The organism is Streptomyces sp. NPDC000983 (genome assembly GCF_040299205.1).
Taxonomy (GTDB): domain Bacteria; phylum Actinomycetota; class Actinomycetes; order Streptomycetales; family Streptomycetaceae; genus Streptomyces.
Genome location: NZ_JBEPBM010000020.1, coordinates 119005 through 137301, shown reverse-complemented (window position 1 = coordinate 137301; position 18297 = coordinate 119005). Strand labels below are relative to the sequence as shown.

The 18297-nt window shown below is 67.3% G+C and carries 15 protein-coding genes; 11 read left to right on the top strand and 4 right to left on the bottom strand.

Annotated features, from left to right (window positions below; translation table 11 throughout):
- Position 1: 1 nt before the first annotated feature.
- The 3 genes from ABT296_RS23405 to ABT296_RS23395 all read right to left on the bottom strand — a co-directional run bounded on the left by ABT296_RS23405 (position 2) and on the right by ABT296_RS23395 (position 2169).
- A complete protein-coding gene (locus ABT296_RS23405; protein ID WP_351930364.1) occupies positions 2–214 on the bottom strand; it encodes a DUF397 domain-containing protein in 213 nt (70 codons plus the stop codon).
- A complete protein-coding gene (locus ABT296_RS23400) occupies positions 211–1050 on the bottom strand; it encodes a helix-turn-helix domain-containing protein (protein WP_351930386.1) in 840 nt (279 codons plus the stop codon). Before ABT296_RS23400 ends, ABT296_RS23405 begins: the two co-directional genes overlap by 4 nt.
- Before the next feature lie 144 nt (positions 1051–1194).
- Positions 1195–2169 carry a hypothetical protein gene (locus ABT296_RS23395; protein WP_351930362.1) on the bottom strand — a complete coding sequence of 325 codons (975 nt, stop codon included), beginning with the start codon at positions 2167–2169 and terminating at the stop codon, positions 1195–1197.
- 634 nt (positions 2170–2803) lie between these two features.
- Between ABT296_RS23395 and ABT296_RS23385 the strand changes: the two genes are divergently transcribed.
- From ABT296_RS23385 to ABT296_RS23335, 11 genes are all read left to right on the top strand, one after another.
- On the top strand, positions 2804–4585 hold the full coding sequence (locus ABT296_RS23385) for a hypothetical protein (RefSeq protein ID WP_351930360.1): 1782 nt from the start codon (positions 2804–2806) through the stop codon (positions 4583–4585).
- 205 nt (positions 4586–4790) lie between these two features.
- Positions 4791–6386, top strand: a complete 1596-nt coding sequence (locus ABT296_RS23380) for a hypothetical protein (protein ID WP_351930359.1) — start codon at positions 4791–4793, stop codon at positions 6384–6386.
- Positions 6387–6649: 263 nt separating this feature from the next.
- Positions 6650–7072, top strand: a complete 423-nt coding sequence (locus ABT296_RS23375; protein WP_351930357.1) for a hypothetical protein — start codon at positions 6650–6652, stop codon at positions 7070–7072.
- A complete protein-coding gene (locus tag ABT296_RS23370) occupies positions 7069–9141 on the top strand; it encodes an Hsp70 family protein (RefSeq protein WP_351930355.1) in 2073 nt (690 codons plus the stop codon). Before ABT296_RS23375 ends, ABT296_RS23370 begins: the two co-directional genes overlap by 4 nt.
- Before the next feature lie 331 nt (positions 9142–9472).
- The gene (locus ABT296_RS23365; protein WP_351930353.1) at positions 9473–10009 is read left to right on the top strand and encodes a DUF3761 domain-containing protein; all 537 of its coding nucleotides are present in this window, start codon (positions 9473–9475) and stop codon (positions 10007–10009) included.
- A 128-nt stretch (positions 10010–10137) separates the two neighbouring features.
- Positions 10138–11346, top strand: coding sequence for a GmrSD restriction endonuclease domain-containing protein (locus ABT296_RS23360; RefSeq protein WP_351930351.1), 1209 nt, complete (start codon positions 10138–10140; stop codon positions 11344–11346).
- Positions 11339–12478 carry an AAA family ATPase gene (locus ABT296_RS23355; RefSeq protein WP_351930349.1) on the top strand — a complete coding sequence of 380 codons (1140 nt, stop codon included), beginning with the start codon at positions 11339–11341 and terminating at the stop codon, positions 12476–12478. Before ABT296_RS23360 ends, ABT296_RS23355 begins: the two co-directional genes overlap by 8 nt.
- A gap of 144 nt (positions 12479–12622) precedes the next feature.
- Positions 12623–13477, top strand: coding sequence for a hypothetical protein (locus tag ABT296_RS23350; RefSeq protein ID WP_351930347.1), 855 nt, complete (start codon positions 12623–12625; stop codon positions 13475–13477).
- A gap of 20 nt (positions 13478–13497) precedes the next feature.
- Complete coding sequence (locus ABT296_RS23345) at positions 13498–14910, top strand: CBS domain-containing anti-phage protein (protein ID WP_351930345.1); 1413 nt, start codon at positions 13498–13500, stop codon at positions 14908–14910.
- 115 nt (positions 14911–15025) lie between these two features.
- Complete coding sequence (locus ABT296_RS23340) at positions 15026–15538, top strand: ATP-binding protein (RefSeq protein ID WP_502977307.1); 513 nt, start codon at positions 15026–15028, stop codon at positions 15536–15538.
- Positions 15539–15556: 18 nt separating this feature from the next.
- Positions 15557–17011, top strand: coding sequence for a hypothetical protein (locus ABT296_RS23335; RefSeq protein WP_351930343.1), 1455 nt, complete (start codon positions 15557–15559; stop codon positions 17009–17011).
- Positions 17012–17058: 47 nt separating this feature from the next.
- Here the strand turns inward: ABT296_RS23335 and ABT296_RS23330 are convergent, their stop codons facing one another.
- Entirely contained in the window at positions 17059–18099 is a 1041-nt protein-coding gene (locus ABT296_RS23330) for a beta family protein (RefSeq protein WP_351930342.1), read from the bottom strand.
- Positions 18100–18297: the final 198 nt, after the last annotated feature.

Here is an 18297-nt window from a genome sequence, read left to right as displayed (position 1 = left end):
ATCAGACGGCCTGATCCACCGTGTACCCGACGAACGCCGCCCAGGCGCCTGTGCCAACGACCAGCCCCGGGCGGGAGGTGTCCTTGGAGTCCCGCACATGGATCGTGTGGGGGCAAGTGGCGACCTCAATGCACTCACCGCCCTCTTCACTGCTGTAGCTGCTCTTTATCCAGAGCAGCCGAGAATCGCCCCGGCTGATGCTCTCGGCCTTCATACCTCTCCCAGCAACTTCTCGACGTATGCCATCGACTCATGAGGCGTGAGCGCCTGCGCCCGAAGACTGCTGTACTTGGTCTCCAAGCTGCGGACAGAAGCCCGTTCGGTGAGCAGTCGGCTCGCGCTCTGTACCTCAACGTACGCGATCCTCTGCCCATCACCTGTCTCGATCAAGGTGAACGGGCCAGCCAGACCCGCGTTCTCCTCCCGGTCCAGCGGCATGATTTGCACGTCTACGGTTCGTGTGTGGCCGGTGAGGAGCAGGTGCTCCAACTGTCCGCGAAGCACCTGGTGTCCGCCGATGGGTCTCTTGAGGACGGACTCATCAATGACGAAAGTGGCGAGAGGAGTGGGACGACGGGTGAAGAACCCTTGACGACTTATCCGCCCCTCCACGCGTTCGTCAACCGTCGCGTCATCCAGTGGGGGCCTCATCATGCGAAAGACCGCCTGCGCGTACTCCCTCGTCTGCAACAAACCTGGCACCGCCTGGTTCGCATAGACGTGCAGCTCAACCGCCTCCGCCTCCAACCGAGCCGCATCCCGAAAGAACGCCGGATACTGCGCCCGCGCCACCTCCTCCTTCATCTCCTGGAGGATCCCACCCGCGTCCAGCAGCCCGTCCGCCACGTCGATGAACCGAGGCGGCGGTACCCGCCTCCCCTGTTCGAACGCCGCGATCGTGGACGCCGAGTAGCCGGTCCGCGCACCGAACTCGGCCCGTTCCAGCCCCGCCCGCAGCCGGAAGCGTTTCAACTGTCGTCCGAATACCCGGAGGATGCCCGAGTCCGGCTCGGGTGGCCCCGGAGGCTCCGTCCCGACGTCCGAGCCCATGCCCGCAGCCGCGGTTCCGTCCGGCTCCCCTGCCAGTTCGCTCACCCGCCCGCTCACCTCCGCCGCCCGTACCGACCAACAGACACCGTAGAAAGCGCACGCTGACCACGCCGCCGAACCTCGAAAGTTCACCCGCACAAGCGTTCAGGCGGCCGAGTGGACCGTTCCGGCCTTGCGGCAGTCATGGCGTGCCCTGCACTCTCGGCACAACGCGCGCGGCTCATGCGTACGGATCGCGCGTTCGCAGCCGTCGCAGGTGACCAGCGGAGCCCGCTGTGCTGCAGACGTCGCCGCCGTCGCCGTACGGAGAGGCGCCGTCGGCAAGGGCGGCGGGAGAAGGGTCGTCAGGCGGTATTCGACGAAGCTCGCCGGGTGGCGGATGGGAACAGACTCGGCGGGCAGGCCCGCGGTCAGAGTTCGGGTGATCTGGTCCGGCGTCGCGGCACGGGCGAGCCAGGTCTCGACGGCGGGCAAGAGCCGCTGAACATCCCGTTCGGAGAGCAACAGGCGGGTGTCGGCGAGCCGTAGTCGCGCGAGCAGGTCAGCCGCCGGACCGGCGAGCAGGGTGACGGGTTCCATGACAGCACGCCTCGGATGCACGGAAGCCGGCATCGAGACCTCCACCGGCTCCGGCGCAGACAGAGCCGCGGGCGCGGGCCCGGCCGCCGCAGCGGCGACGGCACCCGAGTCGCCGCCCGCCACCGAGGCGCGTACAGCAGCCCCCGGGTGATCGAGAAATAGTGTCCGCGTGGCGATACGGCCGCCTCCGAGCGGCACCCGCCGCCGGACGAGATACCCGGCCTCCTCCAGTTCCCTCAACGCCCTGCCGATCGTCACCTCGCCCTCCGGGAAGCGCATGGTCAGCGCCTTGATGGTGACCGAGGCGCCATCCGGCAACGACTGGATGTGGACGCCGATACCGATAGCCGCAGCGGAGAGACGAGGGTGCTGGGCGAGGTGGTTGCCGACGACGGTGTACCGCTCGATGTGGCGGTGCCGTACGTGGAGGACTCCGGCACGGGGCGCGTCCGGCGGGAGTTCCGGAGGCGCGGGCGGCGACTGCCGCTCGGGCGACGGGGGGTACGCGGACAGGGCCGCGTTAGACTGCGGTTCAGCCATTGGGAAGGGCGAATCTTCCTGTGTGGTCAGGCCCTCGCCGGGATTGCCGTCCTGCCGGGGGCCGTTCTCTGTCTGTGGTTGTGTGCGGCGACCGTACCCCACCCGCCCGACGAGCCGACGTTTCCATCACCCGAACGAGTGGCGCCCCAACTCGCTTGCGCCCAGGCCGGGTTTGGTGGGGGTCGGTAGTTACCCCAAGGGCTTTCAAGAACATCGCGCACTACCGCGTCGCGGAATCCCGCGCCCCGGTGCCGAGCTGGGCAGACAGCCAACCACTGGGCCACCCGACTGTCCCCCGACATCCGCCGTCACCGCCCTCGGCACAGGCGTCCCGTCAACGGGGGTTCAAGGCACGCCTGGCCGCGTTGATGACGCCGTGGGCGTCAGCCCCGTACACCGCCGACTCACTGAGAGTGCGCCAGACCAGACCATCGCGTACAACGCGATGTTGTCGGCGTTGACCAACCGCATCTCGGGTTGAACAACTCCACCCAGAGGAGCAAGCCAGGTCCTCCGGACGGCTGCCCGCTCCACCTGGTGGATTCGGGCTCGACGACCGGGCGTCGAACCGTAGACTTCGGCGGCGAACGCCGACGAGGTCCGGCCGTCGCGCGCTCTTGGGGGAGGACATCGCATGCAGAACCCTTCGGACTCATCGGACTCGATGGAGATCGCCGAGCCTGAGGAGAACGGCCGGAGCGATACCGCCGACTCACCTGTCGTGGACGATCCGACACCCGACTCGGCCATCGACTCAGAGACGCCATCGACGGTCCTGGTGGAGGTGCTGCCAGGTATTGCTGTCGTCTGCGGCGCTGAGGTTCCGGCGGAACTCAAGCCCGATCTGCTCGACTTCGGGATCGTGTCGGCCGCCGACCGCAAGCAGATCTCCACGGTCCTGGCCGCGATCGGGAACACGGCGACCGTGGCCGGCAATCTCGGAAACGCACTCGCCAGCGTGCAGGGGCTCTACCGACTCAGCGCCGCGACGCAGGCCTGGCTGAATGCCGGTGCAACGCTCGCCGTCAAGGACGGCGCGAACCTCGGAGCGGTGTTCGCCAACGGAAAGATAGTCCACCAGGCCCGCCTTCTCCCCGTGGCTTCCGTGAGCGCGGCGCAGAACGCCGCATTGATCGGGCCGGCGCTGGCCATGGTCGCCCTTCAGATGCAGCTGAATGAGGTCACGGTCCTCGTCAGGACCAACATCGCGCTGACGAGCCAGGTACTGACGGACATTCGCAACGAGCAGTGGACCGAACTGACGGGGCTCGTCGCCACCATCGATCGCGCGGTCGGCCAAGCGCGGGAGATCGAATCGGTGCCCGCCTCTCTGTGGGACAACGTCGCGGGTAGTGAGGCGTCGCTGCGTAAGCAACTGGACCTGTACCGGCTGAACGTCCGCGGCCACGTCAGGCAGATCCACCGGGCCGACGCGAGTCGCCGCCGCGAGTATCTCCAGATGAACGCCGAGGCAATCGTCTTCGACGCCAACGCCCTGCTGTCCTCCCTCAAGGCATGGACCGGGTATCAGGCACTCCGCGCCGGCAGGGCGAGGGCCGCTGGACGCGACGACGCTGACGAGGCGCGGCTCGTCGACGTCATCGCACGCGACACTCGCGCGGAGCTCGACTCCGCTCTCACCGAAGCGACGAGCCTCGCCGACTCGCTGACGCGGCAGCTGCGCATCATCGCCGAGCTGCCCGGACGCGACACTTTGCCACTGCCGGGCAAGCGGAAGGAGTCGATCGCAGCCCGCCAGGCTTCCGCCCTTCTGTTGAAGGCGATCGAGCCCCTCGCCGATGCGCTCCATCCGCCGGCCCCTCCGCTGGAGGCTCCGGGCGTCGTCTGCGCACCCACGTCCCTGGATCTCGAGCCACACCTTCGCATCCTGCGATGGTTCCTCAAGGACGGTGAGACCTTGCGTGTCCTCGGCTTCCCCGATCAGCTCGATGCTCTCGGTCCCCTTTCCGCGATCCTCGGCGGAGCGAAGGAGAAACTGGCCGCCGGGAGGGACAAGATGGCGGCAAAGACACTGGTCGCCGTTACGGATCGCCGCATCATCACGGCCAAGTCGAACGCGTTCCTCGAACAAGGCGAGATCCGTCAAGTCATCCCGATCGACCAAGTGCGATACGTCAGAACCGCGACCACCCAGGACAAGAGCGCACGCTTGGCGATCGACCTCATCACACGCGACGAGAACATCCGCTGGCTCTTCCAGGCAGACATGGACACCGCTCAAGTGGACGCGCTCGCCGCCGTGCTCGCCGAGTCGATGACGATCCCTGACGTTGAACGCGATGAGCTGCAACGGGGGCGCCGCGTACCCGTCGAGGCGAGCGAAGAGGGCGAGAGCATGGACCCGACGTCCAAGGAACCAACAGGATCCGAGACCACTGCCGACGAGGCCGAGTAGCTCTCCGAGCCACCGCGTGTCGTATGCGCTCATCGTCCATGGTCACGATATGTGCGAGGCCGTTTGGATTGTCAGACCGCGCAGATAACCTGACGGCGTGTACGACATGACGGACCCGGTAGCCGTTCGCAAGGCGGCGAAAGCCGCTGAACAAGAGCGCCTGCGACGTGCGCATGAGCGCAAGGAGAGCCAGGCTGCCTCATGCGTGAGCGGATTCGTTCAGCGCAAGTGGCGTTGGCTCGGCGTCGGCGGCAGCGAGGCGGTCGAAGCCGTGCTGGCCATGCTCACGGAAGCAGCGTCCGCCGCCGGAATGCCCGAGGCGGAGCGCGCCGTACTCGCACAGGCCCTCGAAGGGGATCCGGACCGCGAGAACCTGTTGCCCGCGGTACGCGTGGGGCTGAGCCTCCTGCCGCCGGAGTCGGTGCTCGGCCATCTGCGGAACATCTGGGCGAACGGTGTGCGATGGCTCAACGAGGCGGGCCTGGAGCGGTGCAGGCTGTTGTGTTCGTCCGCACCCAGCCTGGACCTGGTCAGCAAGCGTTCCCATGCGGTCTCGGGCGGACCCGCCTTCAGCCTCTTCGCGACCGCGGCCACGCGCGGCGCGATACCCATGCCGAACCGCCATCTCGACGAGCTTCTCCCGTGGGCGCCCCTGTCCGTCATCGACGATCTGATCGAACACGGTGGCCTCATGCCCGAGGACGCTCCCTGGACGAGACGGAACGCGGAGGAAGGCCTCTACCTGCAGGCGCGTCTCGCCCCCGCGAAGGTCTCCGGCGAGCAAGCCGAGCGCCTCAAATGGCCGGCGTATCTGCGGCGGCGGTCCTTCCTCCAGGGTGAAACCCTCGTCCGACAGGAACCGGACGACGTGTGGGACCTGCTGTACGACGTCGTCATGGACGGCGACGTGACGGCCGTCAGCGCACTCGACGCGGCCCTGCCCCGGAGCCAGCAGATCGAGCTCCGCGACCTCAAGTCGGGTGCGCTGTCCGGGCAGTGGCCGCTGAGCATGACCGAGGACATAGGGCTGTGGCTGCTGATGGCCGCCCTGTGGCGCCCAAAGAGCCTTGTCGACGCCGGACGGAGTCCGTTCTACGCTCTCGTCGCCCTGAACCGCGCCTACGACCTGGTGAAGACCGGTGACCTGGAGGCGGCGGCCGAGCAGGCTCGCTCCCTCACTCGGGACAGTGCGGGCAGCCGCAAGGTTCCGGCGGACCTGGTACAGGAGGCCCTGGCCCTCGCGGCGTACGTGGCCGTGGCGCAGAGCGAACGGCACGAATCGCCCTCCGGACGGGACCGGCTTCTCGACTCCGCCGAGGAGTACGCCGGTAGGGCCGCCGAGCAGGGAGGAGCCGTCGCCGAACGCAACCTCAGGCTCTTTCGCGCCTGGCGTGGGACGAAAAGGAATGACCGTGGTCCGTTCAACAATCCGTTCCTCGACATCGGCCTCGATCACGGGGCTGACGGGTGGGAGGAACGCTGCCGGGACATCTTCCGGGAGCGCGAAGGTGACGCCAGGGCCCAGTCAGACCTGAACATGGCCGAGGAGCGCATCCGGGGCGCGCTGCGCGGTGAGGCGGGATGGGACGTCTTCTACCAGTTGCCGCTCGACCGGTCGCGATACGTCATGCCCTCCCAAGTGCCGACCCATCTGGTGCCCCCGCTGGAGGCCCTGCCGCGCCGGACTCCGGTCACCAGTGGCGGCGAGCTGGAAGCCATCCGTGCCCGTGCCTCCGTCGAGCTGCTCGAAGACTTCCGGACCACCGCCCCACGCCTCGACCGCCACAGTTCCGCGCCATGACCGCGCCGTAGTCCTGACCGACCGTCCGAGCCGAACGAAGCCGAGCAGCACTGATGCGTCCGAAGAAGAAGACTCCGAAGAGTCAGCGAGCACACCGCCCGTGTCCCGCGTGCGGCCAGACGCAACCCGGGGCAGAGGGCGCGCCGCCACCGCACAAACCCGGAGGTCTGAAACGCCGCCGGGCGCAGCGCGCGGACACCGAGATCAAGCCCGGGGAGACAGGTGTCGTCGAAGCTCCTCCTGGTCCTGGTCCGATCGACGCGATGACGGTCATCAAAGGCGTGGCGGCCCGCGTGCCGGAGGCGCTGGAGGCTGCGGGGGCCGACGACGTGCCCTCCGCCGGCGCGCTCACCGCGGCGGTGCGCAGAGCGGTCCTGGACGAGTTCCGCACCCGCGCACAGTTCGCCGGTCGCCTGGCCGAGATCGACGCGCTCCTCTGGTCCCGGGCGGGAGAGAGCCGCGAGACCGTCGAGGGCGCGATGACGGCGCACTTGCGGGAACTGCGGCTGCTGCGGGTGACAGAGCCCGAGGAGAGCGACCGGTTCGTGGTGACGGAGGGCGAGGGAGACGCCTTCGAGCTGCTGAGTCCGGCGTATGTGGACGAGTTGACAGGAAAGGTCATTCTCGCGGGGCAGCTCCGGCGCATCGCCGGGCCCGCGGGTGTGAAGGCGGGGGAGGAAGCATGACGGCTGCCGGAATCGACTTCGGTACCACCAACTCGGTCGCGGCCCAGTGGAACGGCGAATACGTCGAGGTGCTGGAGATCGGCGGGCAGGGCCTGGACGCCAACTGGAGGCGCGAGGGGTTCGAGCTGCTCTACCCGTCGGTCGTCGGCACGAGTTCCCTGCGGCCGGGCACCTTGTTCGGCTGGGAGGCGAAACTCCGCTCCGAGCAGGCCGTCGAGGCATGCAAGCGGATGCTGCGCGAGGAACCTTTCGTCACGCTGGGCGGTGCACGGTTCGCCGCGACCACGGCTGCCGCCGGCGTCTTCCAAGCCATCGCGGGCGCGGCGGAGGAGGAGGCTGCCACCGAGATCCGCGAGGCCGTGATCACCGTGCCCGCCAACGCGACCGGCGCGGCCCGTTTCCGGACCCGCGAGGCCGCGCGTGCCGCGGGCCTCACCGTCCGCACCCTGCTGAACGAGCCGACGGCCGCGGCGATCGCCTACGCGCACGAGATGGAGATCGACGGGGAGTTCCTGGTCTTCGACTGGGGTGGCGGCACCATGGACGCCACCCTCCTCCTGCATGACGACGGGTTCTTCGACGAGAAGGCGAGCCGGGGCGTCAACCGACTCGGCGGCCTGGAGATCGACGCCCGGCTGCGCCGCATGGTCCTCGACCGTGCACCCGCGCGCGGGCGTTGGAGCGATTCCGAGAAGCGGATGTTCGCCCTGGAGATCGAGCGGGCCAAGATCCTCCTCTCCCAGCAGGAATCGGTGCGTGTCCAGACGCCCGACGGCGTCACCGTCGAGATCGGGCAGGAGGAGTTCTCCGAGGCCATCCAGGACCTCATCAGCCAGGCCCTCGACCCTGTGGAGGAATGCCTGGAGCAGGCTCGCATCGACCCGCGGGACCTCACCGCGGTGCTGATGATCGGTGGCAGCAGCCAGATCCCGGCGGTGCGCGCCGCGGTCTCGGAGGCGCTCGACTGCGAACTCGTCGACACCGCCCTGTGCGACCCGATGACAGCCGTGGCCGAAGGCGCGGCCATCAGCGCCGCCGCCATGGACGGCGAGCTGAAGAGCATCATCCGAGTGGTCAACACGCACGCCCTGGGCACGATCACCAAGGACCGCGAGGGCAAGCGGAGCTTCAGCGCCATCATCGACCGGAACCAGCGCCTGCCGCAGCAGCGCGTGAAGTCGTACGAGCCGACTAAGGACAACGTCTCCCAGCTGACCGTTGAGGTCTGGGAGGGTGACCCCGACCGCGAGGTCGGCCACCCGGACAACGCCAAACTGACCGACCTCGTGCTGACCTACCCCCGCCGCTGCACAGTCGAGGACGGTGTCTTCGACCTGGAGTACACCTACAGCAAGGAAGGCCTGCTGACCGTCAGGGCTACCTTGCAAAAGACCGGCGAGGTGGTCCTCGACGGCGAGGTGAAGGTGTTCGGGGACGGGAACGTCCTGCCGGAGGTGAAGAAGGAGCTCGACCGACTGCTCGCCCTCGCCCCGGCCGCCCGGCCCGCGACCACCCCGACCCATCCCCAGCAGGTCCGGCCCCAAAGCCAGAGCAGCAACGGAACTCCCAAGCCCGCCCCGCCTCGTTCCGCGCTCCAGTCGGCCGGCGCGAACACAGCCGCGCCGGCGCTCGTGATCGACGGATCCAACCTCGCCTGGAACGGACGCCCGCCGCGTGCAGCGGGCGGAAAGCCGAGCTTCGCGGCATTGCAGGCGGCTGTCCGATCGCTGCGGTTCAAGCACCCCGATCACGACATCCACGTGGTGGTCGACGCCACCCTGCGCCACGACGTATCCGTCGAGGAAAGGCCCCTCGTCGAGGCCGCCATCGCCGACGGCACCGTCGTACAGCCTCCGGCCGGGACCGAGGGGCGGGGAGACGCCCTGGTGATCAGCATCGCCGAGGAGGTCAGCGGAGTCATCATCTCGAACGACAACTTCGCGCCCTTCCAGAAGGCGAATCCGTGGCTGCGGATCGCTGGACGGGTCATGGGGGCGACTCATTCACAGGGTGTGTGGGTGTTCAACCGCCGCGTACCCAATCCGGCGCCGTCTGCCCGGCGCAGGTGACACACTCGGGCCGAATCCGCACAGACGAGAACACGCTTAGGCGGACAGATACATAGAAATCCGCGCCATGGCGCGCCGACTTACGCAAGCATCGTTCGGGGCGGCCGGACAGGGATGGGGGACCGCCGTGGAGAGCATGAGGTTATCGGTGGTCACGGCAGTCGCGTTGCTTCTCGCCACCGGCTGCTCGGCTCAACCGAGCACCGGCCAGGCGCAGAGCGACGTCTGTCCGCCTGTCCCGTCCGACGTCTCAACCACTCCCACGCGCGCTTCCGGGCCCGTACGTCAGGTCGAGCTGGGAGACGTGCGGTGCTCGGACGAGGACCCGGGCATGAGCGCCGTGGACATCACGGTGAAGAACACCGGCACGAGCGAAGCCAACTACTACGTCACCGTCGAGTTCCTCGACTCCGAGCAGGGCTCGCTCGCCACTGAGCACACCTACTTCGGCCACGTGAGCGCCTCGGCGACCATGTCGAGGACGGCCTACGGGGTACTGCCGACCGACGGCCGCGGGCTGGCCGTCCGCCTCGTCGAGGTGAAGCGTGAGGTCGTTCCGACGAAAGCCCCCGCAAGTGCTCTGGACACGGCGGTGGAACTCTTCGTGGAACAGGGCCTCGTACCGGCCGGCACTCCGTACGGGGAGTGCCCGGACACCGCACCCCAGGCCCATTGGATCGGTGACCGAGGAAACTGCTGGACCGCCGTCAACACCTTGCCACCACTGCCCGCTACATCAACTCCACCGCCCACCCTCGCAGTTCCAACGCCCATGCCCGCGCTCCCCGGGACCGTTTGCCGCGACGGCTGGGTCTCCGGCTCCACCGGCCGCGGAACCTGCTCCCACCATGGCGGTATCGGCCGCTGAGTTCGGCCGGGGGCTACGGGTGGAAAGCAGGGCGCGTCCCGTAGTCGATCGGCTACTGTACGGACACGTTCGATTCATGGGCGGCATGCACGTATGCAGAGGGGCACATCTTGGTCGGCAGCGCTCCCGTGCCGGAGCCGGAACAGTCGCCGGACGTTCCCTCCGTCGAGCACACGTCATCCCAGGCGGACGAGCCACCGGTCGAGTTCACCGACACCGGACGCAGTACCGGCATCGAAGCCGAGGACATCGGTGAGGCCGGGCGGACGCCCTTCGACCCGGAGCTCATCGAGGTCCATCCCCGTAACCCGACGGTCGACCTCGTCATCCAACGGCTGAAGCGGGACCTGATCGACCTCCAGCCCGACTTCCAGCGGAAGTCCGGTATCTGGAACGAGAGGGCGCAGAGCCGACTGATCGAGTCGCTCCTGCTGCGTATCGCGCTGCCTACGCTCTACGTGGCAGAGGAGGACGACGAGTCCTGGTCCGTGGTCGACGGAGTGCAACGGCTCACCACCATCGTCAGATTCGTCAAGCCCGAGGTCGCCGGTCTGGAGCCGCTTCGGCTGGGGAACCTGGAGTACCTCACCCAGTTCGACGGCAACCACTTCGAGGACCTGCCCGGCCGGATGCAGACCCGCATCCTGGAAACCGAGCTCTCGGTGCTGGTGATCCGGCGGGGTACCCCCGAAGAGGCCAAGTTCAACATCTTCGCGCGGATCAACACCGGCGGTCAGCCGCTCACCCGGCAGGAACTGCGACACGCGCTGATCCCCGGTTCTGCGCGCAAGCTGCTGGCCAGACTGGCGGAGAGCGAGTTCTTCCTGTCGGCGACGGCTCGCAGCGTCTCCCCCGCACGCATGGCAGAGCGGGAACTGTGCCTGCGCTTCCTCGCGTTCGCGATGACTCCGCCCGAGCGGTACGTCACGCAGGACTTCGACGGGTTCCTTCGCAAAGCCATGCATCGCATCAACGCCCTGCCGGTTGACATGCTGACAGGGCTGGAGCGGCGCTTCTATCTCACGATGGTGGACTGCAGGCGGATCTTCGGAGACCAGGCGTTCCGCAAGCAGTTCAGCGGAGTCAGCCGCCGGTATCCCATCAACAAGGCCCTGTTTGAAACGCAGGCGGTGATCGTGGAGCGGTGCACCTCCGAGGAAATCGACATCCTGAGCGCGCGGGCACCGGTCCTCCAGGAGAAGTTCCAGAAGCTGATGGACGACCCGGCCTTCTACGACGCCATCTCCTCCGGCACCGGCGACGCCAACAAGATCAACTACCGCTTCCAGTCCATGAAGGAGTTGTTCCGAGAGGTGTTGGAGTCCCCGGATGCTTGAGTCGCTCACTCTCACCAACTTCAAGGCGTTCGCCCACCAGGAACTGCGTCTGGCCCCCTTCACCCTGCTCACCGGACTCAACTCCTCCGGCAAGAGTTCCGTACTCCAGTCCCTGGCCCTGCTGCGACAGTCGTACGAGTCGGGAGACCTCGCCCCCGTGGGCGACCGTGAGGCCGGGCTGCTCCTCAACGACGAGCTGGTCCAGCTCGGTACCGGGCAGGACGTACGGCATGAGTCGTACGACGACACGGGGCCGCACATCACGTTCGCCCTACGGGGGGACGGAGGGTCGGAGCAGTGGACAGCGCTCTATGAGCGTGAGGCCGACCACCTGAAGCTGCTTCAGGAGCAGGACGGGGAGATCGTCGAGACGTTCGTCGAACCGGCCGCGCTGCTGCCGACGTTGTTCGGGCCGGGCTTCCAGTACCTCAAGGCGGACCGGGTCTCGCCACAGGTCAGTTACCCCCGCTCGCACCACGCCGTCACCACGCGCGGATTCCTCGGTGCGCACGGCGAGCACACCGTCAACTATCTGCGCATTCACCAGGACGAACCAGTCGCGGCAGACCCGCTCATCCTCTCGGACGCCTCCTCAGGCAGTCTCCTCGGGCAGACGCAGGCATGGATGCAGAAGCTCTGCCCGGGAGTGACGCTCAAGGCTGAGGACATCGCCGGCACGGATGCCGTCCGCCTCAGCTATCGATTCGGCTCCGGTGCGTTGGCCTCCAACAGTTTCCGCCCCACCAACGTCGGGTTCGGACTCACGTACGTCCTGCCGATCGTCGTTGCCTGCCTGTCGGCCAAACCGGGGACGTTGATCCTGTTGGAGAACCCGGAAGCACACCTGCATCCGCAGGGTCAGACCTGGATGGCGTACCTGGCGAGCGCGGCAGCGGCGAGCGGTGCTCAGATCGTGATGGAGACGCACAGCGACCACGTGCTCAACGGGCTGCGGCTCCGCGTCAAGCAGGGGCTGCTCAGCACCGACGCGACCGCAGTGCACTACTTCCGTCGCAAGGATCAGACCTCGGAGGTCGTCAGCCCAGTGATTGGGGCGGAGGGACGACTCTCCGAGTGGCCCGAAGGCTTCTTCGACGAGTGGGAGAACTCCCTCGACCAACTGCTCGACTGAGCTGCAGCACGGAGTCATTGAAGCGCCCCGGGGGGTCGGGGTGATCGGTGCGAAACGAGAATGGGGTGGGGCGTGCCACTGCACGTATTTCTCAACGAACAGTCCTGTGCGTCCGAGTGCGGAGCGGATGAGGTCTCGAAGGGCATGCGCGCCTTCGTCGGCGTGCTGAAGCGGTTACAGCGTCTGCGCGGCATCAGCCTCGCTACACAGAATCCGTTCGACGAGACGGAGCTCGCGCGAGGCTATTACTACGCGCAGTGGCGCAATGACACCCGCAACAAGGAAGAAGCTCTCTACTTCCAGCGGATGCGCGACCGCTGTGTCACCTTCACTGCCGCTCTGCACGCAGCGGCGACGGAGGAACGGGACGACATATGGCACCGTTTCAGGGGAGTCGACGTCCATGGACTTCGCGCGGCCTTGATGGCGGACGGACTCGCCCTCAGCCTCCCGCTGGCCCCGGAGTGGGACGCCGCCTGGCTGGATCTGGACATCGAGGAGCTGTCTGAGGGCCCCGAGCCCGGAGACGTCGTCGCCGACGAATACACGGACCAGGTCCGGCACACCTCCCAGAAGGCACACCTCACCGAACACGAGGAGTGGATCCTCCGGGAAGGACTGGACCGGGCCTCCAGTGGAGCCGAACTCTGGTCGGGACGAGCGGACTTCTTCCCTCACCTCCAGTTCCTCGACCGGGTGAAGGACGATCTGGAGAACCTCGACCCGCGATGGTTCAAGGGTGCCCGCCAGTTGTTGCGCCAGCTTGAGGCCACCGCAGCCCAGTGGGACCCGGCTTCCCTCACCGGACCGCACTGGGAAGCCCCGAACATCCGAGGTGAGCACGAGAACGCCCGCAAGGACCGCATGTGGGAGGACAACGGCAAGGACGAGTGCTTCCAGTTGCACGGAAACCTCAACCGGGGCGCCGGCCGCATCTACTTCCGCCTTGTTCACGACGAGAAGGCCATCCGCATCGCCCACATCGGGCGCCACCTCTGAAGCAGACAGGCGCAGGTGACATGACTGATTCCACCGCCGACCCCGCTGAAACGCAGTCCCGCGCCCGCTACCTCCTGGACGGACGCCGGGTGACCCTCTCCGACCTGCTCAGCGCCGGGCTGCTCGCAGAGGGCGAGCACTTGAAGTTCGTACGGCCCCGGATGGGCGAGAAGCACGATGCCACGGTCACGTCCCGGGGATGGATCCGGCTGGCGGACGGAGAGGAGTTCCGCTCGCCTTCCAAGGCGGCCATGGTCGCTGTCGGGTACGGGACGTTCGACGGGTGGGAGGCGTGGCAGGTGGACGACGGCAGATTCCTGACGCAGTTGCGCCAGGAGCTGCTGGACCGGGCCGCCGAGGAAGTCGAGCCCACGGAACCGGAGGAGGAGCGACAGACGTCGCTGTCGCCCAGCGAACGCCATGCCCGGCTGAAGCAGGCACGTGAGTCGGCCGAGGCAGGCAGCCCGTTCACCCCCACCGTGCAGGAGCTGCTGAGCTGGTGGGGTGCGACCGGCCGGGGACTGGTCAATGAACAGATCGAGGCCGAACTCGCCAACCACAGCCTCATCACCTCACCCGAGTTCGACAAAGTCCCCCTGACCGCCACGGTCCAGCTGGTCAAGGCTGCGGAAGAGGACGCCGAGGACATTCCTCTCGCCGGGTCTTCAGCGTCCGTCACTGCGCCGACCGGCCCGTCCGAAGAACAGGAATCACGCGAGACCGGGCTCACCGTAGGCACCCTGCCCTCCGCCCTCGGCGGTGTCATCAGCGTCAAGCCGACCGCCAGCTTCGAGGAGGTCATCACACTGATGGTGCTCCACGACTTCTCTCAGCTGCCCGTCCTCGCCGGTCCGCACAACCTGCGGGGATCCGTCTCATGGAAATCGATAGCGCGTGCCCGGCACGCCGACCCCGGAGCCCATCTCTCCCAGGCCATCGTGGACGCCCGGGACGTGCGCTACGACCACGACCTGATCGATGTCCTTCCCACACTGGCCGAACACGACTTCGTCCTCGTCCGTGACCAGCGGAACGCCATCGCCGGCATCGTCACCGCCGCCGATGTGGCCCAGGCCTACGGCGATCTGGCCGGGCACTTCCTCCTGATCGGGGAGATGGACCGCAGACTGCGGCAGGTCATCACGGGCGCCTTCACCCTGCCCGAGGTCACAAAGCTCTGCGACCCGAAGGGAGAACGCATCACCTCCTTCGGCGACATGAGCGTCGGTGACTACAAACGGGTACTGGAGAACCCCGACCTGTGGCAGCAGCTCGGATGGCCACTCGACCGCAAGGTGTTCATCGACCGGCTCGAGGAGATCCGCAGAATCCGCAACAACGTCATGCACTTCAACAGCAGCGATCCCCTGCCGAAGGGCGACGTGGACAAGATCCGCAACCTCAACAAGCTGCTGCGGGAGTACGGGGAGTAGATCCAGGGACCTGCCGCACACCACCGCCTACACGCCCCACACCGTCGCCTACGGCAGCTCGCTGTGTGCGCGTCGGACCTGGGCACATCCGTGTGCGCCCGGCAGCGTAGGCGCCATGAACAGGAAGCACTCGCCCACCTCCAGGATGGCGGCCGCAACACATGACGCGGCAGAAGTGGGCGCCACGACCGCCGAGTTCACGATGCGCTTCAGCTCCACTCCGCGCGGCGCCCGCCTCGCCCGCCGCCTGGTCGCCGACCGGCTCGACGCGTGGGGCCACCCTCATACGTCCACCGTCAACGAGACGCTGACTCTCATCACGGCAGAGCTGGCCGCCAACGCCGTACGCCACGGGCACGTGCAGGGACGCGACTTCGAGGTGCGACTCGTCGATACCGGCGAGACGCTGCATGTGGAGGTCTCCGACACGCGCGCGGAGCGCGTGCCGCCGTTCTCCCCGCGGGAGGCCCCCGGTGACTCCGAGACCGGTCGTGGCCTGATGCTCGTAGCCGCTCTGGCCGACCGGTGGGGCATCGAGCCCCGGGCGATGGGCCCCGGGAGGACCGTGTGGGCGGAGACGGACTGCCCCCTCACCAGCCGCTTGCCCGCCCTCGGGATGCCGCGATGACTCGCGTACCCTCCGTGCATGGTTTACGTCATAGCGCTCAGCGAGAAGGAACTTGACCGTATCGACATGGACTTACGGCTGAAGCAGTCCTTCACCAAGACTGTCGCCGCCGAGTCCTTGCCGAGTGGTTCCGAGCCGCAGATCACCCTGCTCGTCAAGCGGTCGTCCGCGGCCGGGCAGGCCCCGCTGGTTTGGCTGGGAGTCGTGCGACAGCCACGAGGAGAGAAGGTTGCCGCAGTCGACTCCCGGGTCAACATGGAACTGCTACGTGAGTGCCCCGTCTCTGTCTCGCTACAGGCAATTGAAAAGAAATTGCCTTCCAGTGTCCGCAACGTGATCCTTGCCGCTTCGGGTAGGGAATTCACCATCCTCGACGACGTCGCGTCCGAAGCCCTTCTTTCGGCCCTCTCCCAGCACAATGAGAAGCTGCGCCAACTGCTCGACTTTCTGGGTGAGGCTGCCGAGCCAGAACGCCTCGATCCGCTGGGGCGGGCCGAGGACGCCTCTTGGCAGGAGCAACTCGAAGCTGCCCGGCTGGCAATGGCAGCCGTGGGGATTCCGCCTGCTCGGCTTGCCGCGTGGCGCCGGCCAGCCGATATCCACGCGCCGGTTCTGGCTGGTTTGATCGCCGAACCCTACGAACCGTCGCTACTCGACTACGACATGCATCACTTCTTCGATGGAGACGACGTCTTCCAGTCCATGGGGCCTCCGTATGTTGGCGGCGCTCTCGGCTCCACCTTTCGATGCGATATCCAAGTCTTCGAACACCTCGGCCGTCGAATCGAAATCGCAAACGTCAACGCATCGCCGGTCGAAGCTCGCCTCGGCACCGACCTGATTTTCTACCACGAGCTGACGCAGAGCTTCGTGCTGGTGCAGTACAAACGCCTGCCTCACGAGGCCGGAAATCGCTGGATTCGTGTTGACAAGAAACTGCTGAGTCAGCTGGACCGACTGGAGCGTGTGGCCGCCCTCAGCCGCCCAGCGGGTCTTCCCCACGAATGGCGGCTCGGCCCTGATCCATGCTTTGTGAAGCTCTCCTACTGGCCCCTGACGGAAACCATCAACCCAGGCCCCTCGCCCGGTATGTATCTGCCTGTACCGTACGTGCGGCTACTGCTGGAAGACGATGTCACACGGGGCCCCAATGGCGGACGGCTGCTCGGGTACCCCCAGATCGACCGATATCTGACGAACACCGAGTTCACCACGCTCATCAAGAATGGGTTGGTAGGCACCGTCGGCACAACGATCGAGGAACTCGCGGCGATTGGTGCGCAACGGGCCGAGGAGGACAAGATGTCTGTAGTCCTCGCCGTCGAGAGGGCCACGGGCCCGCTGCGCGAGACGGTCAAGGAGCGGCACAAGCGCAACCACGCTCAGGGGTACGACAAGGCGCTCGCCAACCGCTTGCGCAGGCAGCGTCGTTACGCACCCATGCCCGGTCAGCAGACGTTCCCCGAGGCATAAAGCTTGGCAGTCTCGAGCCGGTCCGACTCGGCTCGGCTCGGGAACGCTCACAGGCCAAGGCTCCGCACCACGAACTTCATGTGCTGGATGTTGCCCACCTTGTTCCACGTCGAGTGGTTACCGATGCTGACTGAGCCTTCGGTCCGGTCGCGCAACCACTTCTCTCCTGCTCCCGCCTCCGCGCCCCGGAAGTCCGCGAGCCTGGTGAGACAGCGCGCGGCCTCCCTGTTGGCCTCGTCGTACTGTTTGCCGTGCGGCACCTTGGACAGGTGGTAGGAGCGGGCGGTGGTGTAGCGGAGGATGCCCCACGGCGGTCCTCCGCCGTGCGCGGGCGGGGTCTGGGTGACGTACGTGGCGGGGTGGATTCCGTAGTCGCCGTAGCGGAGTCGCGGGAGGTACAGGCGTTCGCCGTGCTGGATTTCGTGCCAGGTTTCCCAGTCCGTGCGCGGGGCCTCGTACGGGGCGCCTTCCCGGAAGTCGGCCGGCGGTTCGGGGAAGCCGCCCGCCACCACGGTCACGGTGCGCCACGAGGTGAGCGGGATCAGGGCGTCCAGGGCGCGCAGCGTCTCCTTGGCGGCTTCGGAGCGGTCGGGCAGGACCGTGCAGAGGTCGAGGAAGAGGGCGGCCGGGTGGTTCGCGGGCAGCCGGTCCAGCAACTCGCTGACGCCCGAGGCTGTGCCGTCGTTCCACTCGCCGGGGAGACGCACGCGGATACCGAGTACGTCCTCGCGTCGCCGAGCCACGGCGAGGGCGAGTGACTGCTGCGTGACGGGGCGTCCGGGTCCGGTTACGGGCCGCAGGTTGCGGTGGTCCCACCAGTCGAGGGTGAGAGCCTCGGCCAGGACCGCGGCTTCGGTGGCGTCGGCGAACGGCGCGTCCAACCACGCGGATCCGTGGCGCTGTGCGGCGGCGACGCCGTCGGCGTCCTTGCCGATCCGCTCGGCCAGCGGCTTCGGCAGCATGCCGGGGCGGGGAGGCAGTGTCCACAGGGGAGCGACCCGGCGCTGTACGTCCGGCGTCAGCTCACGGTAGGCGGCCGTGGCGTGCGGCCTGGTCGGCAGGACGGGAACGTACAGCGGTACGGACATGGCGTCCCCCTCGGCGCTGCCCGTGCACGGTGTTTCCTTGCTTTCCTTCAGGGTGAAACCATTGGCCGGGGCCGGAAAGGGCGCCAATCAGCCACCGGTTCGCGGCTGGGTACGTCCGATGCGACAGCGGGTCTGCGCCGCATCACCCGGACCGCGGGTGTACCCGTCCCCTCACACACTGTCCGACCTGCGCTATAC